This window comes from Vibrio sp. V33_P6A3T137 (assembly GCF_009904835.1).
Taxonomy (GTDB): domain Bacteria; phylum Pseudomonadota; class Gammaproteobacteria; order Enterobacterales; family Vibrionaceae; genus Vibrio; species Vibrio metschnikovii.
The window spans coordinates 32,479-50,529 of record NZ_WXWK01000093.1 but is presented as its reverse complement, the minus strand read 5'-3'; the positions used below and the strand labels follow the sequence as shown (position 1 = coordinate 50,529).

The window sequence follows — 18,051 nt, the reverse complement described above, 5'->3', positions numbered from 1 at the left end:
GGTCGGAGGTTCGAATCCTCCTGAGCGCGCCATATTATGAAAACCTCGCTTAAGCGGGGTTTTTTATTGCCCCCTTTTTAACTTTTTATTAACAATTTTTATTGTTTTAATTTACAACTCTTTGTTTTCAATAAGTGCTTTATGCAATTGATGTCAATATTGCCTATTGAGCGATGAAAACTCGCCAAGTTCGCAATTTTGATCATAATCCCTGCCGTTTTTAGCGAATATTACACTCGTTTATGTGATTCATGTGACGCTTCTATGACTTGAACGTCTCGATTAGGTCAAAGATGTTTAAAGCAAATTGACAATTTTCCACCAGTCGAGATAATCCTTATTCACCTCACTTGTATCTAAGCTTTGAGTAAGTCATCTCAATCGCTGATAGGCATTTTTATCACCAATGATAATGCTCTAAGTGAGGCCAAGACGCTGTAGCCGTCAATATAATTTCTCAAGCAGATTGTCAGGATGACAGAGAAAGGAAGCAAGATGATTGATATTGGAAGCCTGCTTATCGATGCCGCAACCTTAATGGGTACAGGAATGGCGGTGGTCTTTATTTTTTTAACTATTTTAGTCTATCTGGTTCGACTGATGTCGACATGTCTTCGCGATGAAGCATTGCCAGCAACGACGCCAGTTCCCGTTAATAAAAGTGCCTCTTCAGTCACAACTCCAAGCCCTCAGGTGGTTGCGGCGATTTCTGCTGCGGTGCACCAATACCGACACTCAGCAATCCAACAGTAAGAATTAAAAGGAGTTAATCAGCATGTCTAAACCACTTGCTATTACCGATGTGGTCCTACGTGACGCGCATCAGTCATTATTTGCGACTCGTATGCGCTTGGAAGATATGCTGCCGATTGCGGCAGAGTTAGATAAGATCGGTTACTGGTCACTGGAAACATGGGGTGGTGCGACATTTGATGCGTGCATTCGTTTTCTTGGTGAGGACCCTTGGCATCGTTTACGAGCCTTAAAAAAAGCGATGCCTAATACGCCGATGCAGATGTTACTACGCGGTCAAAATCTGTTGGGGTATCGTCATTATGCCGATGATGTCGTAGCGAAATTTGTTGAGCGTGCCCATGCCAATGGTATGGACGTATTTCGTATTTTTGATGCGATGAACGATGTACGTAATTTTCAACAAGCAGTCAAAGCAACGATTGACGTCGGGGCTCATGCTCAGGGGACACTTTCTTATACTACTAGCCCAGTTCACAATACTCAGACATGGGTCGATCTTGCGAAACGTTTAGAAGATCTCGGCTGTCACTCTTTATGTATTAAAGATATGTCTGGGCTACTGAAACCTTATGAAGCGGAAGAACTGATTTCGCGGATTAAGGCGTCTTGCGCAGTGCCTCTAGCCTTGCATTGCCATGCAACCACTGGGCTGTCGACGGCAACCGCGATTAAAGCGGTTGAAGCTGGGGTAGATATTCTGGATACCGCGATTTCGTCGATGAGTCAAACCTATGGTCATACACCTACGGAAACCGTTGTTGCGATGCTGCAAGGGACAGAACGTGATACACAGCTTAATCTCGAGCAATTAGCGCCAATTGCTGCCTATTTCCGTGAAGTACGTAAAAAGTACGCTCAATTTGAGGGGCAATTAAAAGGGGTTGATTCACGGATCCTGATTGCTCAGGTTCCCGGTGGTATGTTGACCAATATGGAGAGTCAGTTAAAAGAGCAAGGGGCGGCTGATCGTCTTGATGAAGTTCTGCAAGAGATCCCAAGAGTACGCCATGATCTCGGTTATATCCCTTTGGTCACTCCTACCTCACAAATTGTCGGCACTCAAGCGGTGATTAACGTTTTAACTGGAGAGCGTTATAAAAGTATTACCAAAGAAACGGCTGGAGTGTTGAAAGGGGAATATGGCGCGACACCTGCCGAGGTCAATCATCAACTGCAGCAACAAGTACTCGCTGGTGAGCAACCGATCACTTGTCGCCCTGCGGATCTTTTACAAGCCGAGATGGTTAACTTAACGAGCGAGTTATTAGAGAAGGCGAAGGTTGAGGGGATATCTCTCGCTGAGGATACCGTTGATGATGTACTGACTTATGCCCTTTTCCCTCAGGTAGGTTTGAAGTTTTTAAAACATCGTGGCGATGCGTCAGCGTTTGAACCCGCACCAAGCGTTGAGTCTCAGCCTTCTGTATCGACAGACAATCGACCTAGTGAGGTCATGCAAAAAGGTGTCGAGACTTACAGCGTTAAAGTTGATGGTCAGATTTATCAAGTCGAAGTTGGCCCTCAGGGACAACTGACCTCCGTGGCGACTCAAGCTTCTCCTCAAGCGGCTGCTTTGGCATCAACGGCTGAGGCGGTGCCAGCGCCGCTCGCGGGTAATATTTTTAAAGTTCAAGTTCAGCCGGGAAGTGAAGTGGTTGAAGGCGATGTATTAGTCATTTTAGAAGCAATGAAAATGGAGACAGAAGTGCGTGCTGCACGTAACGGGGTTGTTCAAGTGCTGCATGTCAAAGAAGGCGATAGCGTCTCTGTTGGTACGCCAATCTTAAGTCTGGCATAAGGGTTATCACATGGACGGATTATTGACTCTATGGAATGAAACCGGGATTGCCAATTTTGAACTCAGCCAATTAATCATGATTTTGGTTGGCGTGGGATTGCTATTTTTAGCCATTCGTAAGGGGTTTGAACCGTTATTATTGCTCCCGATTGGTTTTGGGGCAATTTTAGCCAACATTCCTAACGCTGGTTTTACCGATCCTGGCGGATTACTCTATTACGTTTATAACATTGGTATTGCATCGGGGATTTTTCCTTTATTGATTTTCCTTGGTGTCGGAGCCATGACCGACTTTGGTGCCTTAATTGCAAACCCGAAAACGTTATGGCTGGGTGCTGCGGCGCAGTTTGGGATTTTTGCTACCTTATTTGGGGCCATTCTACTCAATTATGTGCCGGGGATCAGTTTTACCATGGCAGATGCCGCTTCTATCTCGATCATTGGTGGGGCTGACGGTCCAACCGCGATTTTTTTGACCAGTAAACTCTCTCCGGATTTATTAGGGGCCGTTGCCGTTGCTGCTTATAGCTATATGGCGCTGGTGCCGATCATTCAACCGCCGATCATGAGAGCGTTGACCACGGAAAAAGAGCGTCAAATTAAGATGGCACAACTGAGACACGTCAGTAAACGTGAAAAAATAGTTTTTCCGTTATTAGTGTTGTTGATGGCAATCTTATTTCTTCCTGCTGCCACGCCTTTAGTTGGCATGTTCTGCTTAGGTAACTTAATGCGTGAAGCGGGAGTGGTGGAGCGATTATCAAAAACAGCGCAAAATGAGCTGATTAATATCGTGACTATCTTCTTAGGTTTGGGGGTTGGGTCTCAACTACAAGCGGATAAATTTCTTAATGTTTCGACGCTGGGGATTTTATTGCTTGGTGCCGTTGCTTTCAGTATTGGTACTGCTGGCGGTGTATTGATGGCTAAATTGCTCAATAAATTTTCTAAAGAAGATATCAATCCCCTGATCGGTGCTGCTGGTGTTTCTGCAGTCCCCATGGCTGCTCGAGTGGTCAATAAAGTTGGTTTAGAGGCCAACCCGCAAAACTTTTTGTTGATGCATGCGATGGGGCCGAACGTGGCAGGGGTGCTAGGATCAGCCGTTGCTGCTGGAGTATTGCTTGCCTTGGTTGGATGATCTCATACCATTCACCCTAAGCATGAAGCGCTTAAGCCCTAATGTTGAGGTCATCTCTCACCAAGCCGTTCGGGGAGATATAGTTCACAATCTGTTATAAAATGATATATATTCAAAGGGATGCTTCGGCATCTCTTTTTACTTGCTAGCAATAGGAACCGAGGACATGGACAATAAGCAGATCGTCATTACCCAATTCGGTGGGCCAGAAGTGCTCGCGATTCAATCATCAAGCATTCCAGAGCCACAAGAAGGGGAGGTATTGGTCAAAGTTGTTTTTGCCAGTGTGAATCCTATTGATATCAAAACTCGCGCCGGTTTAGGTTGGGCTGCAGAGCAAAATAAAGATAAGCTACCTTGGGTACCGGGTTACGATATATCAGGACGAATTGTCAACGTTGGCCCAGGAGTTGATGAGTTGCGGCAAGGGATGAATGTAGCCGGCTTTATTGGTTTTCCACTGCGAGGCGGCGGTTATAGTCAATATGTCTGTGTTGCAGAAAAAGATCTTAGTATCGTACCTGACTCGGTGACTTTAGAAGCTGCCGCTGCATTACCATTAGCTGGACAAACCGCGGCTCAAGCCTTAAGTAAAGCCCAGATTAAAGAGAGCGATCGCGTTTTGATCCTTGCCGGTGCAGGAGGCGTTGGGCATATTGCTTTACAGATAGCGTTAGCTACGAAAGCCGAAGTTTATACCACTTGCAGTGAAGCTAATCTAGATTATCTTGCCACATTAGGTGCCCATGCGATTAACTATCAATTTGCTCCTGTTTCTCAGCGTTTGGAAGAGGTTGATGTCTTGATCGATCTTGTTGGTGGCGATGCTGCTCTCGATGCTCTTAAATGTTTGAAAGATGCCGCCAGAGTGGTCACAGTGCCGACACTTAGCGCTGAACTTATCTGTGAAAAAGCCAAATTACTGGGCTTTGACGCTTGCGGTATGTTGGTTGACCCTAATCCTGAACAGTTAGATACCATGCTATATATGGTTGGGGTTGGATTGTTGAAAATAGAAATTCAGCGTATTTATCCTCTGCAAGAAGTACAACAAGCACATGAGCAAATCGCCACTGGACACACGCGAGGTAAAATCTTGCTTAATATGCAATGCTAGAACTGTTTAATACCAGCTTTGCTTATTTGGCGGAGCTGTTTTCTACTTCTGCACTTTGGGTATTGTTTGTTGTTAGTTTTCTGAGTGCTACCTTACTGCCTGGTGGCTCTGAAGCCGTACTCATCGCAACACTTGCTCTTGGTCAATACTCTCCATGGTTGATCATTTTGATCGCAACGCTTGGTAATTCGCTCGGAGGTATGACGAATTATTGGTTAGGTTTATTGCTTCCAAACCGAACTCAACAGGAAAAACAGGGTCATAATGCGTTAAAGTGGCTAAACAAACATGGTTATTGGGCATTATTATTCAGTTGGCTACCGATTATCGGTGATCCACTTTGTTTAGCTGCAGGGTGGTTAAGAATGCGTGGTAGCGTGGTCTTTTGCATGATTCTGGTTGGGAAAATGCTTCGCTACTGCTTGTTAACTGCGATTTTCTACGGTCTTTTTTAAGGTGATGGTATGAAGAAAATTTGGCTGGGCGCACTCGCGCTGCTGGCTCTCTCTGGCTGTTCTACTCCTACTGCGTTATCTTTTTTTTCATCCTTACCTTCAGGCGTCACTTTACTGGAAGAGGTCGAAGCACAGCCTGATAAAGTGATGATTCCCTATAGTAAATATCGTTTAGATAACGGGTTAACCGTGATTTTATCACCGGATCATTCCGATCCTTTGGTGCATGTCGATATGACTTATCACGTGGGGTCTGCTCGCGAGGAGCTTGGTAAGTCAGGGTTCGCTCATTTTTTTGAACACATGATGTTCCAAGGTTCTAAGCATGTCGCTGATCAAGAACATTTTCGGTTGATTACCGAAGCAGGCGGACGTTTAAATGGCACCACCAATCGTGATCGAACCAATTATTTCCAAACCGTTCCGGCCAATCAATTAGAAAAAGTTTTATGGTTAGAAGCCGATCGAATGGGCTTTTTACTTGATGCAGTGTCGCAGCGTAAATTTGAAATACAGCGTGATACGGTGAAAAATGAACGAGCGCAAAACTATGATAATCGTCCTTATGGACTGATTTGGGAAAGAATGGCTGAGGCGCTGTATCCACAAGGCCATCCTTATTCATGGCAGACGATTGGTTATGTCGAAGATTTAGACCGAGTCGATGTAAATGATCTGAAAGCTTTTTTCTTACGCTGGTATGGACCGAATAATGCTGTATTGACCATTGGTGGAGATATTGATGTTAAACAAACTTTAGCTTGGGTTAATCGCTATTTTGGCTCCATTCCTAAAGGTCCAGAAGTTGATAAGGCTGAAAAGCAACCCGTTACATTAGCGGAAGATCGTTATATTACTCTAGAAGATCGCATTCAGCAGCCGATGGTATTAATTGGCTTCCCAACGGCTTATCGAGGTGCTGAACAACAAGCCTCACTAGATGCTCTAGCGCAAGTACTCGGTAGTGGTAGTAATAGTTTGTTGTATCAAAATCTAGTCAGAACCCAGAAAGCGGTCGATGCTGGTGCCTTTCAAGATTGCGCAGAACTGGCGTGTACTTTTTATATCTATGCCATGGCTCCCTCAGGACAACGTGCTCAACTGACACCGCTGTATCAAGAAATCATGCGAACATTGGCGCAGTTTGCGCAGCAAGGTGTTAGTGATGACCGTTTAGCACAAATCACCGGTATGGCTGAAGCGAATGCTATTTTTGCGCTACAAAGTGTCCAAGGTAAGGTAACCCAGTTGGCAAGTAATCAAACTTTCTATGATCAACCCGATCGTATTGAGGCACAGTTAGCACAGTTAAGAGCGGTTACTCCACAATCAGTGACTCAGGTTTTTCAGACTTATCTACAAGGTAAACCCAAAGTCACATTAAGTGTTGTACCACGAGGCCGTACATCACTCGCGGTTCGTCAAGCAACCTTTGTTACTCCTGAGCGTTTATTGCCCGTTTATCAAAAAATAACAGAACAACAGCTTGAGTATCGTCAAGTGGTGGATAATTTTGATCGTTCGGTGATGCCAGCCGTTGCGCAAGCTGTGCAAATTAATATGCCTGAGTTGTATGAAATCCATTTTGATAATGGCGCGGAGTTAATCGGAACGGTGAGCGGTGAGACTCCGACCGTACAAGTGGAGATCCGCTTACCCGCAGGAGAGCGGCATGTTGAAGCGGGCAAAGAAGGTTTAGCGAATTTAACGGCAGCTCTAATCAAGCAAGACTCAGCGATACGCAATGTGGAAGCGATTCAAGCTCAGCTCGATAAGCTGGGTTCGACCATCAGTCTCAATACCGGCGCTTATTCGACCAATGTGGTTATCTCAAGCTTAACCAAACATCTGCCAGAAACGTTGCAGATTGTCCAAGAGATGTTATTAACACCGGGATTTAAGCAAGAAGATTTTGAGCGTCTTCAGCAACAAATGCTACAAAGTGTCGTCTATCAGCATCAACAACCAAGTTGGTTAGCTGGCCAAGCGATGCGCCAAGTATTGTTTGGCGACTCGGTATTTGCTCGCTCGAGTGACGGTACACAAGCCTCGATTGCTGCACTGACATTGGATGAGGTTAAAGCGTTTTATCAGCAGCATTATACGCCACACGGTGCTCAAGTGATTGTCGTCGGTGATATTGAACCTCAACAGGTACGTGAACAACTGGCCTTTTTCACCGATTGGCATGGCCAACCAGCGCCAATACTCCGTCCTCAAGTGATCCCGACGCTCACTGAGCAGCGTCTGTTTTTGGTCGATAAACCCGATTCGCCGCAAAGTGTGGTGCGTTTTGTTCGTCGTGGATTGCCTTTCGATGCAACGGGAGAAATGTATCTCACTCAATTAACGAATTTTAATTTAGCGGGTAACTTTAATAGCCGTATTAATCAAAATCTACGTGAAGATAAAGGCTATACCTACGGTGCAAGTGGTTACTTATCCAGTAATCGTGAAGTCGGGGCGATAGTCTTTAATGCACAAGTGCGAGCTAATGCAACGTTACCGGCCATTCAAGAAATCATCCAAGAACTGACCCATTTTAGTCAGTATGGTTTAACTACGGATGAAATGGCCTTTTTACGTCTTGCCGTTGGTCAGCAAGAGGCGTTGAGTTACGAGACTCCCTCGCAAAAAGCGCAATTGATTGGCCAAATGTTGACTAATAATCTAGACCGAGATTATCTCCAGCAGCGTAATCGCCTGTTGAAAATGGTGAATAAGTCGACACTGAATGAATTGGCAGCTAAATGGTTTGTCCCAGAGGATTATCAAATTATTGTGGTTGGCGATGCTAAAAGCTTAAGGCCACAATTAGAAAAATTATCAATTCCGATTGAAGAACTTGAAATAATCCAGTAGAGCATGCATATATAACGCAACGTAGAAGAAAAATAAGGCTTTCGAGCCGATTCGATGAGCCATTGTGCTTAATGTCGCGTATCAAGCATCGCGTTCTACATCGTTACTTGAGCAACCAAGGCCACAAAAATATTACGTGGCCCTGGTTGCTGTGACAAAGTGATGATCAATGGATTGAGTCTGTTTCTTCTGAACAAACCCTATCGGGATTCAGTGGGCCTGCGGTAGCGATATCTAAAACATCATCTATTTTTATAAGCGAATTTTATTTTGACTAATTTTGCCGAGCGACTAGCACGAGTTGCTAATCAACCAGAAATATTTCAGCAGTTTGGCCGCGGTGTTGAACGTGAAACTTTACGTTATACCGTCGATGGCAACATTGCCCAAACACCGCATCCAGAAGCCTTGGGGTCAGCATTAACTAATGCTTGGATTACCACCGATTTTGCTGAATCATTACTGGAATTTATTACGCCAGTGTCGAACAACGTCGATACCTTAATGGCTCAATTAGCCGACATTCATCATTTTGCGCAAGCTAATATCGGTGATGAAAAGCTCTGGCCGCTTTCTATGCCTTGTTATGTTGGTAGTGAAGCAGACATTCAGCTTGCTCAATACGGTACTTCTAACACCGGACGAATGAAAACTTTATATCGAACGGGATTAAAACAGCGTTATGGCAGCTTAATGCAGATCATCTCTGGTGTGCATTTCAATTTTTCATTTCCAAGCACATTTTGGGATGCTTTATATGGTCAGCAAACGGAACAAGAGCGTCAAGCTAGCCAGTCGCAAGCCTATTTTGGCTTAATCCGTAACTATTACCGCTTTGGTTGGCTGATCCCTTACTTTTTTGGTGCCTCTCCGGCGCTGTGCTCTTCATTTATCCAAGGAAGAGAAACGCAGTTACCCTTCGAATCGATAGGTAAAACGCTCTATTTGCCTTATTCAACCTCGTTGAGATTGAGTGATTTGGGTTATACCAATGATGCGCAAAGTAGCCTCAAGATAGGTTTTAATAGCTTAGAGCAATATTTAACTGGCTTAAATCAAGCGATCAGAACGCCTTCTGAGCTTTTTGCTAATATTGGAGTCAAGGTCGATGGTGAATATCGTCAACTGAATAGCAATATTTTACAAATTGAAAATGAGCTCTATGCGCCGATTCGTCCGAAACGTGTCGCCAAAAATGGTGAAAAGCCGTCAGAAGCACTGGCGCGTGGCGGGGTTGAATACATTGAAGTGCGCTCATTGGATGTCAATCCTTTCAGTCCGATCGGGATTACTGAACAGCAAGTGCGTTTTTTAGATTTGTTCCTCACATGGACTGCTTTATCAGATTCAGAACCGATGGATAATTGTGAGTTACAGTGTTGGCGCGATAACTGGAGTAAAGTGGTCCTTGAAGGACGAAAACCAGGGCTAGAATTACAAATTGGCTGTCATGGTGAAAAATTGACCCTGACGGCGTGGGCGAAACGCGTATTTGCAGACCTAAGTTTGATTGCTGAGCAAATGGACGCCGCGTGTGGCGGTAATGCCTATCAAGAGGTATGTCGAGAGCTTGCTAGCTGGATTGATCATCCTCAGCACACTTTATCGGCTCGTTTACTGGATAAAACTCAGCAACTGGGCGGTTTAGGTAAAGTTGGAAGTTATCTTGGTGAGCGTTACCGTAATGATAACTTACAACATGCTTACCAAGTCTATTCTGAACAGAAAATGAAGCAAGAAGTGATGCGTTCACGTGAAGCTCAGTTACAGATAGAGCAGCAAGATACACAAAGTTTTGATGCGTTTTTGGCCGATTACTTCAGCTATTTACCGTCATAATCACTGGCGTGTGGATACGCAAATGTCATTCTTTTTCCTCGTTGACTGAGGTTGCTGGTTGATTTAGGGCAAGATGTGAATGAGTATTTTAAGGGTTAAACAAGGAGATAAGTTTTATGCCACTATTAGATAGCTTTACGGTTGATCATACTCGCATGCAAGCTCCCGCTGTACGGGTAGCGAAAACCATGCAAACCCCGAAAGGCGATACGATTACTGTATTTGACCTGCGTTTTACTCTGCCTAATCAAGCTATTTTGTCTGAAAAAGGAATTCATACTCTAGAGCACCTTTATGCAGGGTTCATGCGTAATCATCTTAATAGCGAACAGGTGGAAATTATTGATATTTCCCCAATGGGCTGTCGTACTGGATTTTATATGAGTTTGATTGGTGCACCTACCGAGCAGCAAGTGGCTACGGCGTGGTTAGCCGCGATGGAAGATGTCTTGAAAGTGCGGGACCAAAAGGATATTCCAGAACTCAATGAGTACCAGTGCGGTACCGCAGCGATGCACTCTTTATCGGAAGCACAAGCGATTGCTCAGCAAGTGTTAAGTAGCGGTATTGGGGTGAACAAAAATGATCAACTTGCTTTACCTGAATCGATGCTAAAAAACCTACAAGTGAATTAACCACTTAAACGGTTTAGGCAATAAAATGGGCGGTAATCAATACCGCCCATTTTTTATCGGTCTATTATCGAGATGATTAACGTTAACAGAGATTAAGCCTTTTTGATTTTTCGCGGGTAGACTCGTACCAGTTTAATGCGGTTTTCTTCTAACTGGACAATTTCCATCGGATGATTAGCAACTTTAACACTTAAGTGAGTTTCTGGGATCTCTTCCAAATGCTCTAAAATCAGTCCGTTCAGGGTTCTTGGTCCATCGGTTGGTAATTTCCATTTTAAGCTTTTATTAATATCGCGAATATTAGCACTGCCTTCGATTAAGAAGCTGCCATCACCTTGTGGCGTGATCTCTTCAGCTAAGCTTGGCGCCATTGAGGTGGTAAATTCACCGACAATCTCTTCTAGAATATCTTCCAAGGTAATCAGACCAATAATATCGCCGTACTCATCAACGATAAGACCAATTCTTTGTTTATTACGTTGGAATTTTAGTAGCTGGACATTAAGCGGTGTCCCTTCCGGAATAAAATACACTTCATCAGCGGCCCGAAAGAGCGTTTCTTTATTGAATTCGTTTTTTTCTAACATTAACCGTGCCGCTTCGCGTAAGCGCAGCATACCGACGGCTTCATCAATATTGTCTCGATACAGCACCACTCGACCGTGAGGGGAGTGGGTCAGTTGGCGAATGATCGACTTCCAATCATCATTGATATTGATACCCGTAATTTCATTACGTGGAATCATGATGTCATTCACCGTCACATGTTCTAAATCAAGAATAGATAACAGCATATCTTGGTGACGACGAGGAATAAGCCGTCCAGCATCGTTAACAATGGTGCGTAGTTCTTCAGAGCTGAGAGGGTCATCGCGTGTGTGTTTGGCATTAAGACCCAATAAGCGGATAAAACCGTTAGTAATGAAATTGATAAAAACCACTAATGGAGAAAGCACTTTCATTAGAAACGTCAGCACAACACTGCTGGTATAAGATACCCGTTCAGGATAAATCGCAGCTAACGTTTTCGGAGTCACTTCCGCGAAGACGAGAATCACCAGAGTTAATACGCCGGTTGCTATCGCGACACCAATATCACCATACAGTCGCATGCCAATGATCGTGGCAATCGCGGAGGCGAGGATATTGACTAAGTTATTGCCAATCAAGATCAGGCCGATTAAACGGTCTGGACGACTGAGTAACCGTTCAACGCGTTTAGCGCCCTTATGACCAGTACTCGCTAGATGCTTAAGACGATAGCGGTTAAGCGCCATCATGCCCGTTTCTGAGCCGGAGAAGTAGGCAGATATAACGATAAGACACGCGAGTAGCGCAAATAAGATACCCGTTGATATGTCGTCCAAAACGCTTTGTTTCCTTATAGAGGTTCAATAATAAAAAAAGATAGTCTCCGCTTCCTACTGGCAGTTATATCGGTGCTAGCCGTGTTGGCTTAACCCCATTCACATTGTTATCTCTGTTTGTGAGGGCAGCTTACTCACTGGCTGTCTACCTGTTACTCCAAGTGGTTTGAGGATGAACTTTTATCTCGCAATACAATACTCTGAGTTTATATGGGGATTAAGTCCACCGTTTTCACCCATCGTTAGATCTAAATAGGCGTTATTTACCATAATGATAGGTTGAGGAAGTCATGAATAAACAGACCTTAGCGCAGAATAATCTCTCTGACAAATCGACTGCCAAAGTAAGCCAAGGTAAGTAATGTCGCCCCAGCAACGGCAAACCAAGTCACTTTACGTCCTCGCCATCCTTTTTGATAATGACCCCATAATAAAATCGAGTAAACGATCCAAGCGATGAACGATAAAATGCCTTTATGTGCTTTACCTTGAGCAAACATATCTTGCACAAAAAGAGCGCCGGTTAATAATGTCCCTGTCAGCAGAACGTTGCCGATTAAAATAATTTTAAACAGTTGGCGCTCGACCATCATCAATGGCGGTAAATTAGGGTTGATGGATAAGCCTTTCTTTTTTTTCAATTTGTAATCAAGCCAAGCGAGCTGTAAAGCGTATAATGCGCCAATGGATAAGGTTGAATAAGAAAAAAGGGCTAAGGCGATATGGACCATGAGCTCTGGCTCACGCTCTAAATGAGTGATAAAGGTACTCGGCAGAAAAGTCGCCAAGAATAAATTGATCGCTGAGAAGCTGTATACCACCGGCAGTAAAAACCATAAGCGTACCTTGAACATCGCTAAGCTCATCACCAAAGCAATGATAAAGCTGATCAGTGACGCGACATTAAGAATACTGAGGTTTTGTCCACTGCTGTGAAAAATTAAGCCACTGAGTAACCAGGCATGAAAAAAAAGCCCCAATGTGGCGCTAATAAAAACAGTCTTTGCCTTAATACCCGTTTGGTTAAGCAATCCAGGGATAATCGTGGCAATCGATAAAAAATAAAGCGTAGCGGCAACAATAGCGATTAGGTTATCCATGCTGGTCACAAATTTGGTGGCTGAGTTGGCGAATTATACCTTGCCAAACCTTAATGAGCTACGTTGGATCGCAATCGTTTTTGAGAGTTGAGATATCGACAGATAACCCAATCTAATAAAGAAACTCGACAGCTAGCTTGCAATGGGTATGCCTAAGCAGTTGGCTAAGGTATACTCAGGCGCATTGGTCGCCTAATCGCGAAGAGAAAAACATGTTTGAAAATTTAACCGATCGTTTATCTAAAACCCTAAAGAATATTAGTGGTAAAGGTCGTCTCACTGAAGACAATATAAAAGATACCCTGCGCGAAGTACGTATGGCGCTACTCGAGGCTGATGTTGCTTTGCCGGTGGTGCGTGACTTCGTTAGTCGAGTAAAAGAGAGTGCAGTGGGGGTTGAGGTTTCCAAGTCTTTAACGCCTGGGCAAGAGTTTATTAAAATTGTTCGTCATGAGCTTGAGACCGTTATGGGAGCCGCGAATGAAGCGTTGAATCTCGCGGCTCAGCCTCCAGCGATCATTTTAATGGCGGGTTTACAAGGTGCAGGTAAAACGACCAGTGTCGGTAAACTCTCTAAGTTACTTAAAGAGCGTGATAAGAAAAAGGTATTAGTGGTTTCTGCGGACGTTTACCGTCCTGCTGCGATCAAACAGTTAGAAACGTTAGCCAATGACTTAGGCGTCGATTTTTTCCCTTCATCAGCGGATCAAAAGCCGATTGATATTGCTAACGCGGCAGTCGATCACGCTAAGAAGAAATTTTACGATGTTTTGATTGTCGATACGGCGGGGCGATTAGCGGTTGATGAAGTGATGATGGCTGAGATCAAAGCCCTTCATTCCGCCATTAATCCGGTAGAAACGTTGTTCGTCGTTGACGCAATGACAGGACAAGATGCCGCGAATACCGCCAAAGCGTTTGGTGATACTCTACCACTCACCGGGGTGATTTTAACCAAGGTTGATGGTGATGCACGTGGCGGTGCGGCTTTGTCGGTACGTCATGTGACCGGAAAACCGATTAAGTTTTTAGGGGTCGGAGAAAAAACCGATGCTCTTGAAGCTTTCCATCCGGATCGCGTTGCCTCGCGTATTCTTGGGATGGGCGATGTCTTATCATTAATTGAAGATTTGCAGCGTAATGTTGATCAAGACAAAGCTGAGAAGTTGGCCAAAAAATTCAAAGAGAAAAAAGGCTTTGATTTAGAAGATTTCCGCGAACAATTAGGTCAAATGAAAAATATGGGTGGCATGATGGGAATGCTGGATAAGCTTCCCGGAATGTCACAGCTTCCTGCGGGGGTAAAAGATAAAGTCGATGACCGCATGTTCAAACAAATGGAAGCCATCATCAATTCGATGACCATGAAAGAGAGACAAAATCCCGATTTAATCAAAGGCTCTCGTAAAAAGCGCATTGCGGCAGGCTCAGGAACACAAGTACAAGATATTAACCGGTTGCTAAAACAGTTTACCCAAATGCAAAAAATGATGAAAAAAATGCAAAAAGGTGGCATGAAAGGCATGATGCGTAATATGCAAGGCATGATGGGCGGCGGTGGTTTTAACCCGTTTGGTCGCTAAAAAAGCGAGGCTTGAGTTTTCTGTAAGCCGGTTTGTTTTTTTGTCTCTTTTTAAAGCTGTTACCTAAATCACAAAGTTAAAATGCAATTTATGCTGGTGAAAAAGTAGCTAAACCCCTTGCAAAGCCTCGGAATAAGAGTAAAATTCCGAGGCTTTATTTTGGCACGAGACCCCAAACTGTTTTAAGTAAATAGTTTCTGGGGTTAATTTTATTTTTGAGAAAGCAAAGAGGACGACATGGTAACCATTCGTTTGGCACGTCACGGCGCTAAAAAGCGTCCATTTTATCAAATCGTTGTAGCTGATAGCCGCAACTCAGCAACTGGCCGTTTCATTGAGAAAGTTGGCTTCTTCAACCCAACAGCAGCGGGCAAAGAAGAAGGCCTACGTGTTGATCTAGATCGCGTGAACCATTGGGTATCACAAGGCGCATCTCTATCTGATCGCGTAGCTAAACTAGTTAAAGACGCTCAAAAAGCGGCTTAATGACCAGTAGCAACTAGTTTATGTCGATGAAAGGCAAACAGACAATGAGCGAGCAAGGCGAGAAAATTGTTGTAGGCAAGTTTGGTGCTTCTTATGGCATTCGTGGCTGGCTTAAAGTTTTGTCCTACACAGACAATGCTGAAAGCATTTTCGATTATAGCCCTTGGTTGGTAAACCAAAATGGCGAATGGGTTGAGTACAAAGTAGAAAGTTGGAAGCGCCATAACAAAGGTTTGGTGGCAAAACTTGAAGGTCTTGATGTGCGTGAAGATGCTCATCTATTGACTAACTTTGAAATTTCAATTGACCCAGCTTCATTACCTGAGCTGTCAGAAGATGAATTCTACTGGCGTGAATTGTTTGGAATGCGAGTGGTGACAACGCAAGGTTATGACCTTGGTGAAGTTGTCGATATGTTAGAAACTGGCTCCAACGATGTTCTCGTAGTGAAAGCGAATCTTAAAGATGCTTTTGGGCAAAAGGAACGATTAATTCCGTTTCTTGAAGAGCAAGTGATCAAACAGATTGATCGCACCGCTCAACGGATCGAAGTTGACTGGGATCCTGCGTTTTAACTCTAAATCGATAAGGCGAAGAACACATGTGGGTTGGCATTATTAGCCTATTTCCTGAAATGTTCCGTAGCGTAACGGATTTTGGAGTCACAGGCCAAGCGGTAAAAAAAGGGTTATTATCCGTACAGAGCTGGAATCCACGCGATTTCGCTCACGACAAACGTCATACGGTCGATGATAAGCCTTACGGTGGTGGTCCTGGTATGTTAATGATGGTGCAACCTTTGCGTGACGCCATACATACAGCCAAAGCAGCCGCACCGGGCAAGACGAAAGTGATTTATCTCTCTCCTCAAGGTCGTAAACTCGATCAGCAAGGGGTAGAAGAGCTGGCGAAGAATGAGAATTTATTGCTCATTTGTGGCCGCTACGAAGGGATAGATGAGCGCGTTATACAATCAGAGGTTGATGAAGAATGGTCAATCGGTGATTTTGTAATGACTGGGGGTGAAATTCCAGCCATGACGTTGATTGATACCGTCTCCCGTTTTATTCCGGGTGTATTAGGTGATTTCGCGTCAGCAGAAGAAGATTCTTTTGCTAATGGCTTATTAGATTGCCCACACTACACGCGCCCTGAAGTATTGGATGGAAAAACCGTACCTGCGGTATTGATGTCTGGTAATCATCAGGAAATTCGTCGCTGGCGATTGAAACAGTCGTTAGGCCGCACTTGGCTAAGAAGACCAGAGCTCCTGGAAAACCTAGCTCTGACTGACGAACAGGAACAATTACTGGCTGAGTACATTAAAGAGACTCAACAGTAACCTATTAAATTTAGTATCAGTTTATTCTAGGAATTTAAAAACATGAGTAATATCATCAAGGCTCTAGAACAAGAGCAAATGAAACAAGACCTACCTAAATTCGCACCAGGTGACACTGTTGTGGTTCAAGTTAAGGTAAAAGAAGGTGATCGTGAGCGTCTACAGGCTTATGAAGGCATTGTAATCGCTATCCGTAACCGTGGTCTACACTCAGCTTTCACTGTACGTAAGATTTCTAACGGTGAAGGTGTTGAGCGTACGTTCCAAACTCACTCTCCAATCATCGCTAGCATTGAAGTGAAGCGCCGTGGTGCAGTACGTCGTGCCAAATTGTACTACCTACGCGATCTATCTGGTAAAGCAGCTCGTATTAAAGAGAAGCTTACTAAGAAATAATGCTAGAACTCGCGTTCTCATTGAAAAAACGGAGCCTAACGGCTCCGTTTTTTTATCTGTTTTTGCTGTAGGAGAATCAATCAAACAGTGAGTTTATTCTCGGCTATCTTCGGCAATTGTCACTGGCACAATCATCTCTTGCCCTTTACGTAGCAAGGTAAACTCAATCACACTGCCAGGGCGCAGATCGGTAACCATATCCATAACGCTCTGCCGACCGTTAATTTTTTGCTCGTCGATTTTTAAAATAATGTCACGAACCATAAATCCGGCTTGGGCGGCAGGCCCATTGGGATCAACCCCGAGAACCACAATACCACCGATATGATCACTACCCAGTAGACGGGAAGTCACGGCATTAATATCTTGTCCATCAACGCCGATATAGCCCCGAATTACTCGCCCATCGGCGATGATTTTTTCCATGATTTTATTAGCCAGAACAAACGGAATCGCAAAAGAAATTCCATAGGTCTCTAATTCAGTCGCCTGTTGAAAAGAGGCGGTATTAATGCCGACTAACTCACCTTGCGTGTTGACTAAAGCCCCTCCCGAATTACCTTCATTAATTGCCGCATCGGTCTGAATAAAGGCTTGTCGACCATCAGCACTGATCGATGATCGACCAGTTGCAGAGATAATGCCGAAGGTGGTGGTTTGGCCTAAGTTATAGGGATTGCCAATGGCGAGTACCACATCTCCCACTTTGGCATGATAGTTAGGATTTTGAGGAATGACGGGTAAGTTATTGCCTTCAATTTGTAAAATAGCGATATCGGTGCGTCGATCTTGGCCCACCAATTGTGCCGCCGCCACTCGACCATCTTGCAAGGCGACAATGATTTGATCGGCCTGAGCGATCACATGGTAATTGGTGATGATATAACCTTTTTCACTGACAATAACGCCGGAGCCGAGACCTTGTGTTGATAATTTGCTACGATCGTTTTCTGAATATTTTCGACTGTAGATATTGACTACGGCTGGAGCTGCTCGGCGTACCGCATCATTAAATGAAATTTGTAACGAGGCAATATGAGCGGGTTGAGCGCTCGGTTTAACGACCAGATGAGCTCGTAATGAAGGCGTGACTACAATCACCGCGAGTGCGATAACCAACCCAAGCCCAATAGAGCGAATCAGATAAATCAGCATGTTTTCCCCAAATATATTC

At 44.2% G+C, this 18,051-nt stretch carries 16 protein-coding genes; 13 read left to right on the top strand and 3 right to left on the bottom strand.

The window, feature by feature from the left end; all coding sequences use genetic code 11:
• Positions 1-495 precede the first annotated feature (495 nt).
• The 8 genes from CAG60_RS09175 (at position 496) to luxS (ending at position 10,603) form a co-directional block, all read left to right on the top strand.
• Positions 496-753 (top strand): oxaloacetate decarboxylase subunit gamma, encoded by a 258-nt coding sequence (locus tag CAG60_RS09175; protein WP_040904689.1) that lies wholly within the window; start codon positions 496-498, stop codon positions 751-753.
• Between the two features lie 22 nt (positions 754-775).
• Positions 776-2,554: a sodium-extruding oxaloacetate decarboxylase subunit alpha gene (gene oadA / locus CAG60_RS09170; protein WP_115152691.1), complete on the top strand. Its 1,779-nt coding sequence runs from the start codon at positions 776-778 to the stop codon at positions 2,552-2,554.
• Positions 2,555-2,564: 10 nt separating this feature from the next.
• Entirely contained in the window at positions 2,565-3,695 is a 1,131-nt protein-coding gene (locus CAG60_RS09165) for a sodium ion-translocating decarboxylase subunit beta (protein WP_004395985.1), read from the top strand.
• Positions 3,696-3,861: 166 nt separating this feature from the next.
• Positions 3,862-4,812: an NADP-dependent oxidoreductase gene (locus CAG60_RS09160; RefSeq protein WP_161438783.1), complete on the top strand. Its 951-nt coding sequence runs from the start codon at positions 3,862-3,864 to the stop codon at positions 4,810-4,812.
• Complete coding sequence (locus tag CAG60_RS09155; protein ID WP_154169141.1) at positions 4,806-5,267, top strand: YqaA family protein; 462 nt, start codon at positions 4,806-4,808, stop codon at positions 5,265-5,267. Before CAG60_RS09160 ends, CAG60_RS09155 begins: the two co-directional genes overlap by 7 nt.
• 9 nt (positions 5,268-5,276) lie before the next feature.
• The gene (locus CAG60_RS09150; RefSeq protein WP_161438782.1) at positions 5,277-8,129 is read left to right on the top strand and encodes a M16 family metallopeptidase; all 2,853 of its coding nucleotides are present in this window, start codon (positions 5,277-5,279) and stop codon (positions 8,127-8,129) included.
• A gap of 270 nt (positions 8,130-8,399) precedes the next feature.
• Positions 8,400-9,968, top strand: coding sequence for a glutamate--cysteine ligase (gene gshA / locus CAG60_RS09145; RefSeq protein ID WP_161425089.1), 1,569 nt, complete (start codon positions 8,400-8,402; stop codon positions 9,966-9,968).
• A 116-nt stretch (positions 9,969-10,084) separates the two neighbouring features.
• The gene (gene luxS / locus CAG60_RS09140; RefSeq protein WP_154169135.1) at positions 10,085-10,603 is read left to right on the top strand and encodes an S-ribosylhomocysteine lyase; all 519 of its coding nucleotides are present in this window, start codon (positions 10,085-10,087) and stop codon (positions 10,601-10,603) included.
• Positions 10,604-10,695: 92 nt separating this feature from the next.
• On the opposite strand, the gene CAG60_RS09135 is transcribed toward luxS, so the two are convergent.
• Together CAG60_RS09135 and CAG60_RS09130 are read right to left on the bottom strand one after the other, a co-directional pair.
• Positions 10,696-11,970, bottom strand: a complete 1,275-nt coding sequence (locus CAG60_RS09135) for an HlyC/CorC family transporter (protein ID WP_154169133.1) — start codon at positions 11,968-11,970, stop codon at positions 10,696-10,698.
• Between the two features lie 305 nt (positions 11,971-12,275).
• Entirely contained in the window at positions 12,276-13,070 is a 795-nt protein-coding gene (locus CAG60_RS09130) for a cytochrome C assembly family protein (protein ID WP_154169131.1), read from the bottom strand.
• Positions 13,071-13,282: 212 nt separating this feature from the next.
• Here CAG60_RS09130 and ffh point away from each other — a divergent pair, with 212 nt between their 5' ends.
• The 5 genes from ffh (at position 13,283) to rplS (ending at position 16,877) form a co-directional block, all read left to right on the top strand.
• On the top strand, positions 13,283-14,653 hold the full coding sequence (gene ffh / locus CAG60_RS09125) for a signal recognition particle protein (RefSeq protein WP_004395978.1): 1,371 nt from the start codon (positions 13,283-13,285) through the stop codon (positions 14,651-14,653).
• Positions 14,654-14,890: 237 nt separating this feature from the next.
• A complete protein-coding gene (gene rpsP / locus CAG60_RS09120) occupies positions 14,891-15,139 on the top strand; it encodes a 30S ribosomal protein S16 (RefSeq protein ID WP_004395977.1) in 249 nt (82 codons plus the stop codon).
• Between the two features lie 20 nt (positions 15,140-15,159).
• Complete coding sequence (gene rimM, locus CAG60_RS09115) at positions 15,160-15,714, top strand: ribosome maturation factor RimM (RefSeq protein ID WP_040904685.1); 555 nt, start codon at positions 15,160-15,162, stop codon at positions 15,712-15,714.
• 26 nt (positions 15,715-15,740) lie between these two features.
• A complete protein-coding gene (gene trmD, locus CAG60_RS09110) occupies positions 15,741-16,481 on the top strand; it encodes a tRNA (guanosine(37)-N1)-methyltransferase TrmD (protein WP_161438781.1) in 741 nt (246 codons plus the stop codon).
• A 42-nt stretch (positions 16,482-16,523) separates the two neighbouring features.
• The gene (gene rplS, locus CAG60_RS09105) at positions 16,524-16,877 is read left to right on the top strand and encodes a 50S ribosomal protein L19 (protein WP_004395974.1); all 354 of its coding nucleotides are present in this window, start codon (positions 16,524-16,526) and stop codon (positions 16,875-16,877) included.
• Positions 16,878-16,970: 93 nt separating this feature from the next.
• Here rplS and degS read toward each other — a convergent pair whose 3' ends face one another.
• Positions 16,971-18,032 (bottom strand): outer membrane-stress sensor serine endopeptidase DegS, encoded by a 1,062-nt coding sequence (gene degS, locus CAG60_RS09100; protein ID WP_161438786.1) that lies wholly within the window; start codon positions 18,030-18,032, stop codon positions 16,971-16,973.
• Positions 18,033-18,051 lie beyond the last annotated feature (19 nt).

Bases quoted from the DNA above. Each gene is read 5' to 3' on its own strand.
- CAG60_RS09155 (WP_154169141.1), top strand. From the start codon at position 4,806: ATGCTAGAACTGTTTAATACCAGCTTTGCTTATTTGGCGGAGCTGTTT.
- rimM (WP_040904685.1), top strand. From the start codon at position 15,160: ATGTCGATGAAAGGCAAACAGACAATGAGCGAGCAAGGCGAGAAAATT.
- luxS (WP_154169135.1), top strand. From the start codon at position 10,085: ATGCCACTATTAGATAGCTTTACGGTTGATCATACTCGCATGCAAGCT.
- rplS (WP_004395974.1), top strand. From the start codon at position 16,524: ATGAGTAATATCATCAAGGCTCTAGAACAAGAGCAAATGAAACAAGAC.
- CAG60_RS09175 (WP_040904689.1), top strand. From the start codon at position 496: ATGATTGATATTGGAAGCCTGCTTATCGATGCCGCAACCTTAATGGGT.
- ffh (WP_004395978.1), top strand. From the start codon at position 13,283: ATGTTTGAAAATTTAACCGATCGTTTATCTAAAACCCTAAAGAATATT.
- CAG60_RS09150 (WP_161438782.1), top strand. From the start codon at position 5,277: ATGAAGAAAATTTGGCTGGGCGCACTCGCGCTGCTGGCTCTCTCTGGC.
- trmD (WP_161438781.1), top strand. From the start codon at position 15,741: ATGTGGGTTGGCATTATTAGCCTATTTCCTGAAATGTTCCGTAGCGTA.
- CAG60_RS09165 (WP_004395985.1), top strand. From the start codon at position 2,565: ATGGACGGATTATTGACTCTATGGAATGAAACCGGGATTGCCAATTTT.
- degS (WP_161438786.1), bottom strand. From the start codon at position 18,032: ATGCTGATTTATCTGATTCGCTCTATTGGGCTTGGGTTGGTTATCGCA.
- oadA (WP_115152691.1), top strand. From the start codon at position 776: ATGTCTAAACCACTTGCTATTACCGATGTGGTCCTACGTGACGCGCAT.
- rpsP (WP_004395977.1), top strand. From the start codon at position 14,891: ATGGTAACCATTCGTTTGGCACGTCACGGCGCTAAAAAGCGTCCATTT.
- CAG60_RS09160 (WP_161438783.1), top strand. From the start codon at position 3,862: ATGGACAATAAGCAGATCGTCATTACCCAATTCGGTGGGCCAGAAGTG.
- CAG60_RS09130 (WP_154169131.1), bottom strand. From the start codon at position 13,070: ATGGATAACCTAATCGCTATTGTTGCCGCTACGCTTTATTTTTTATCG.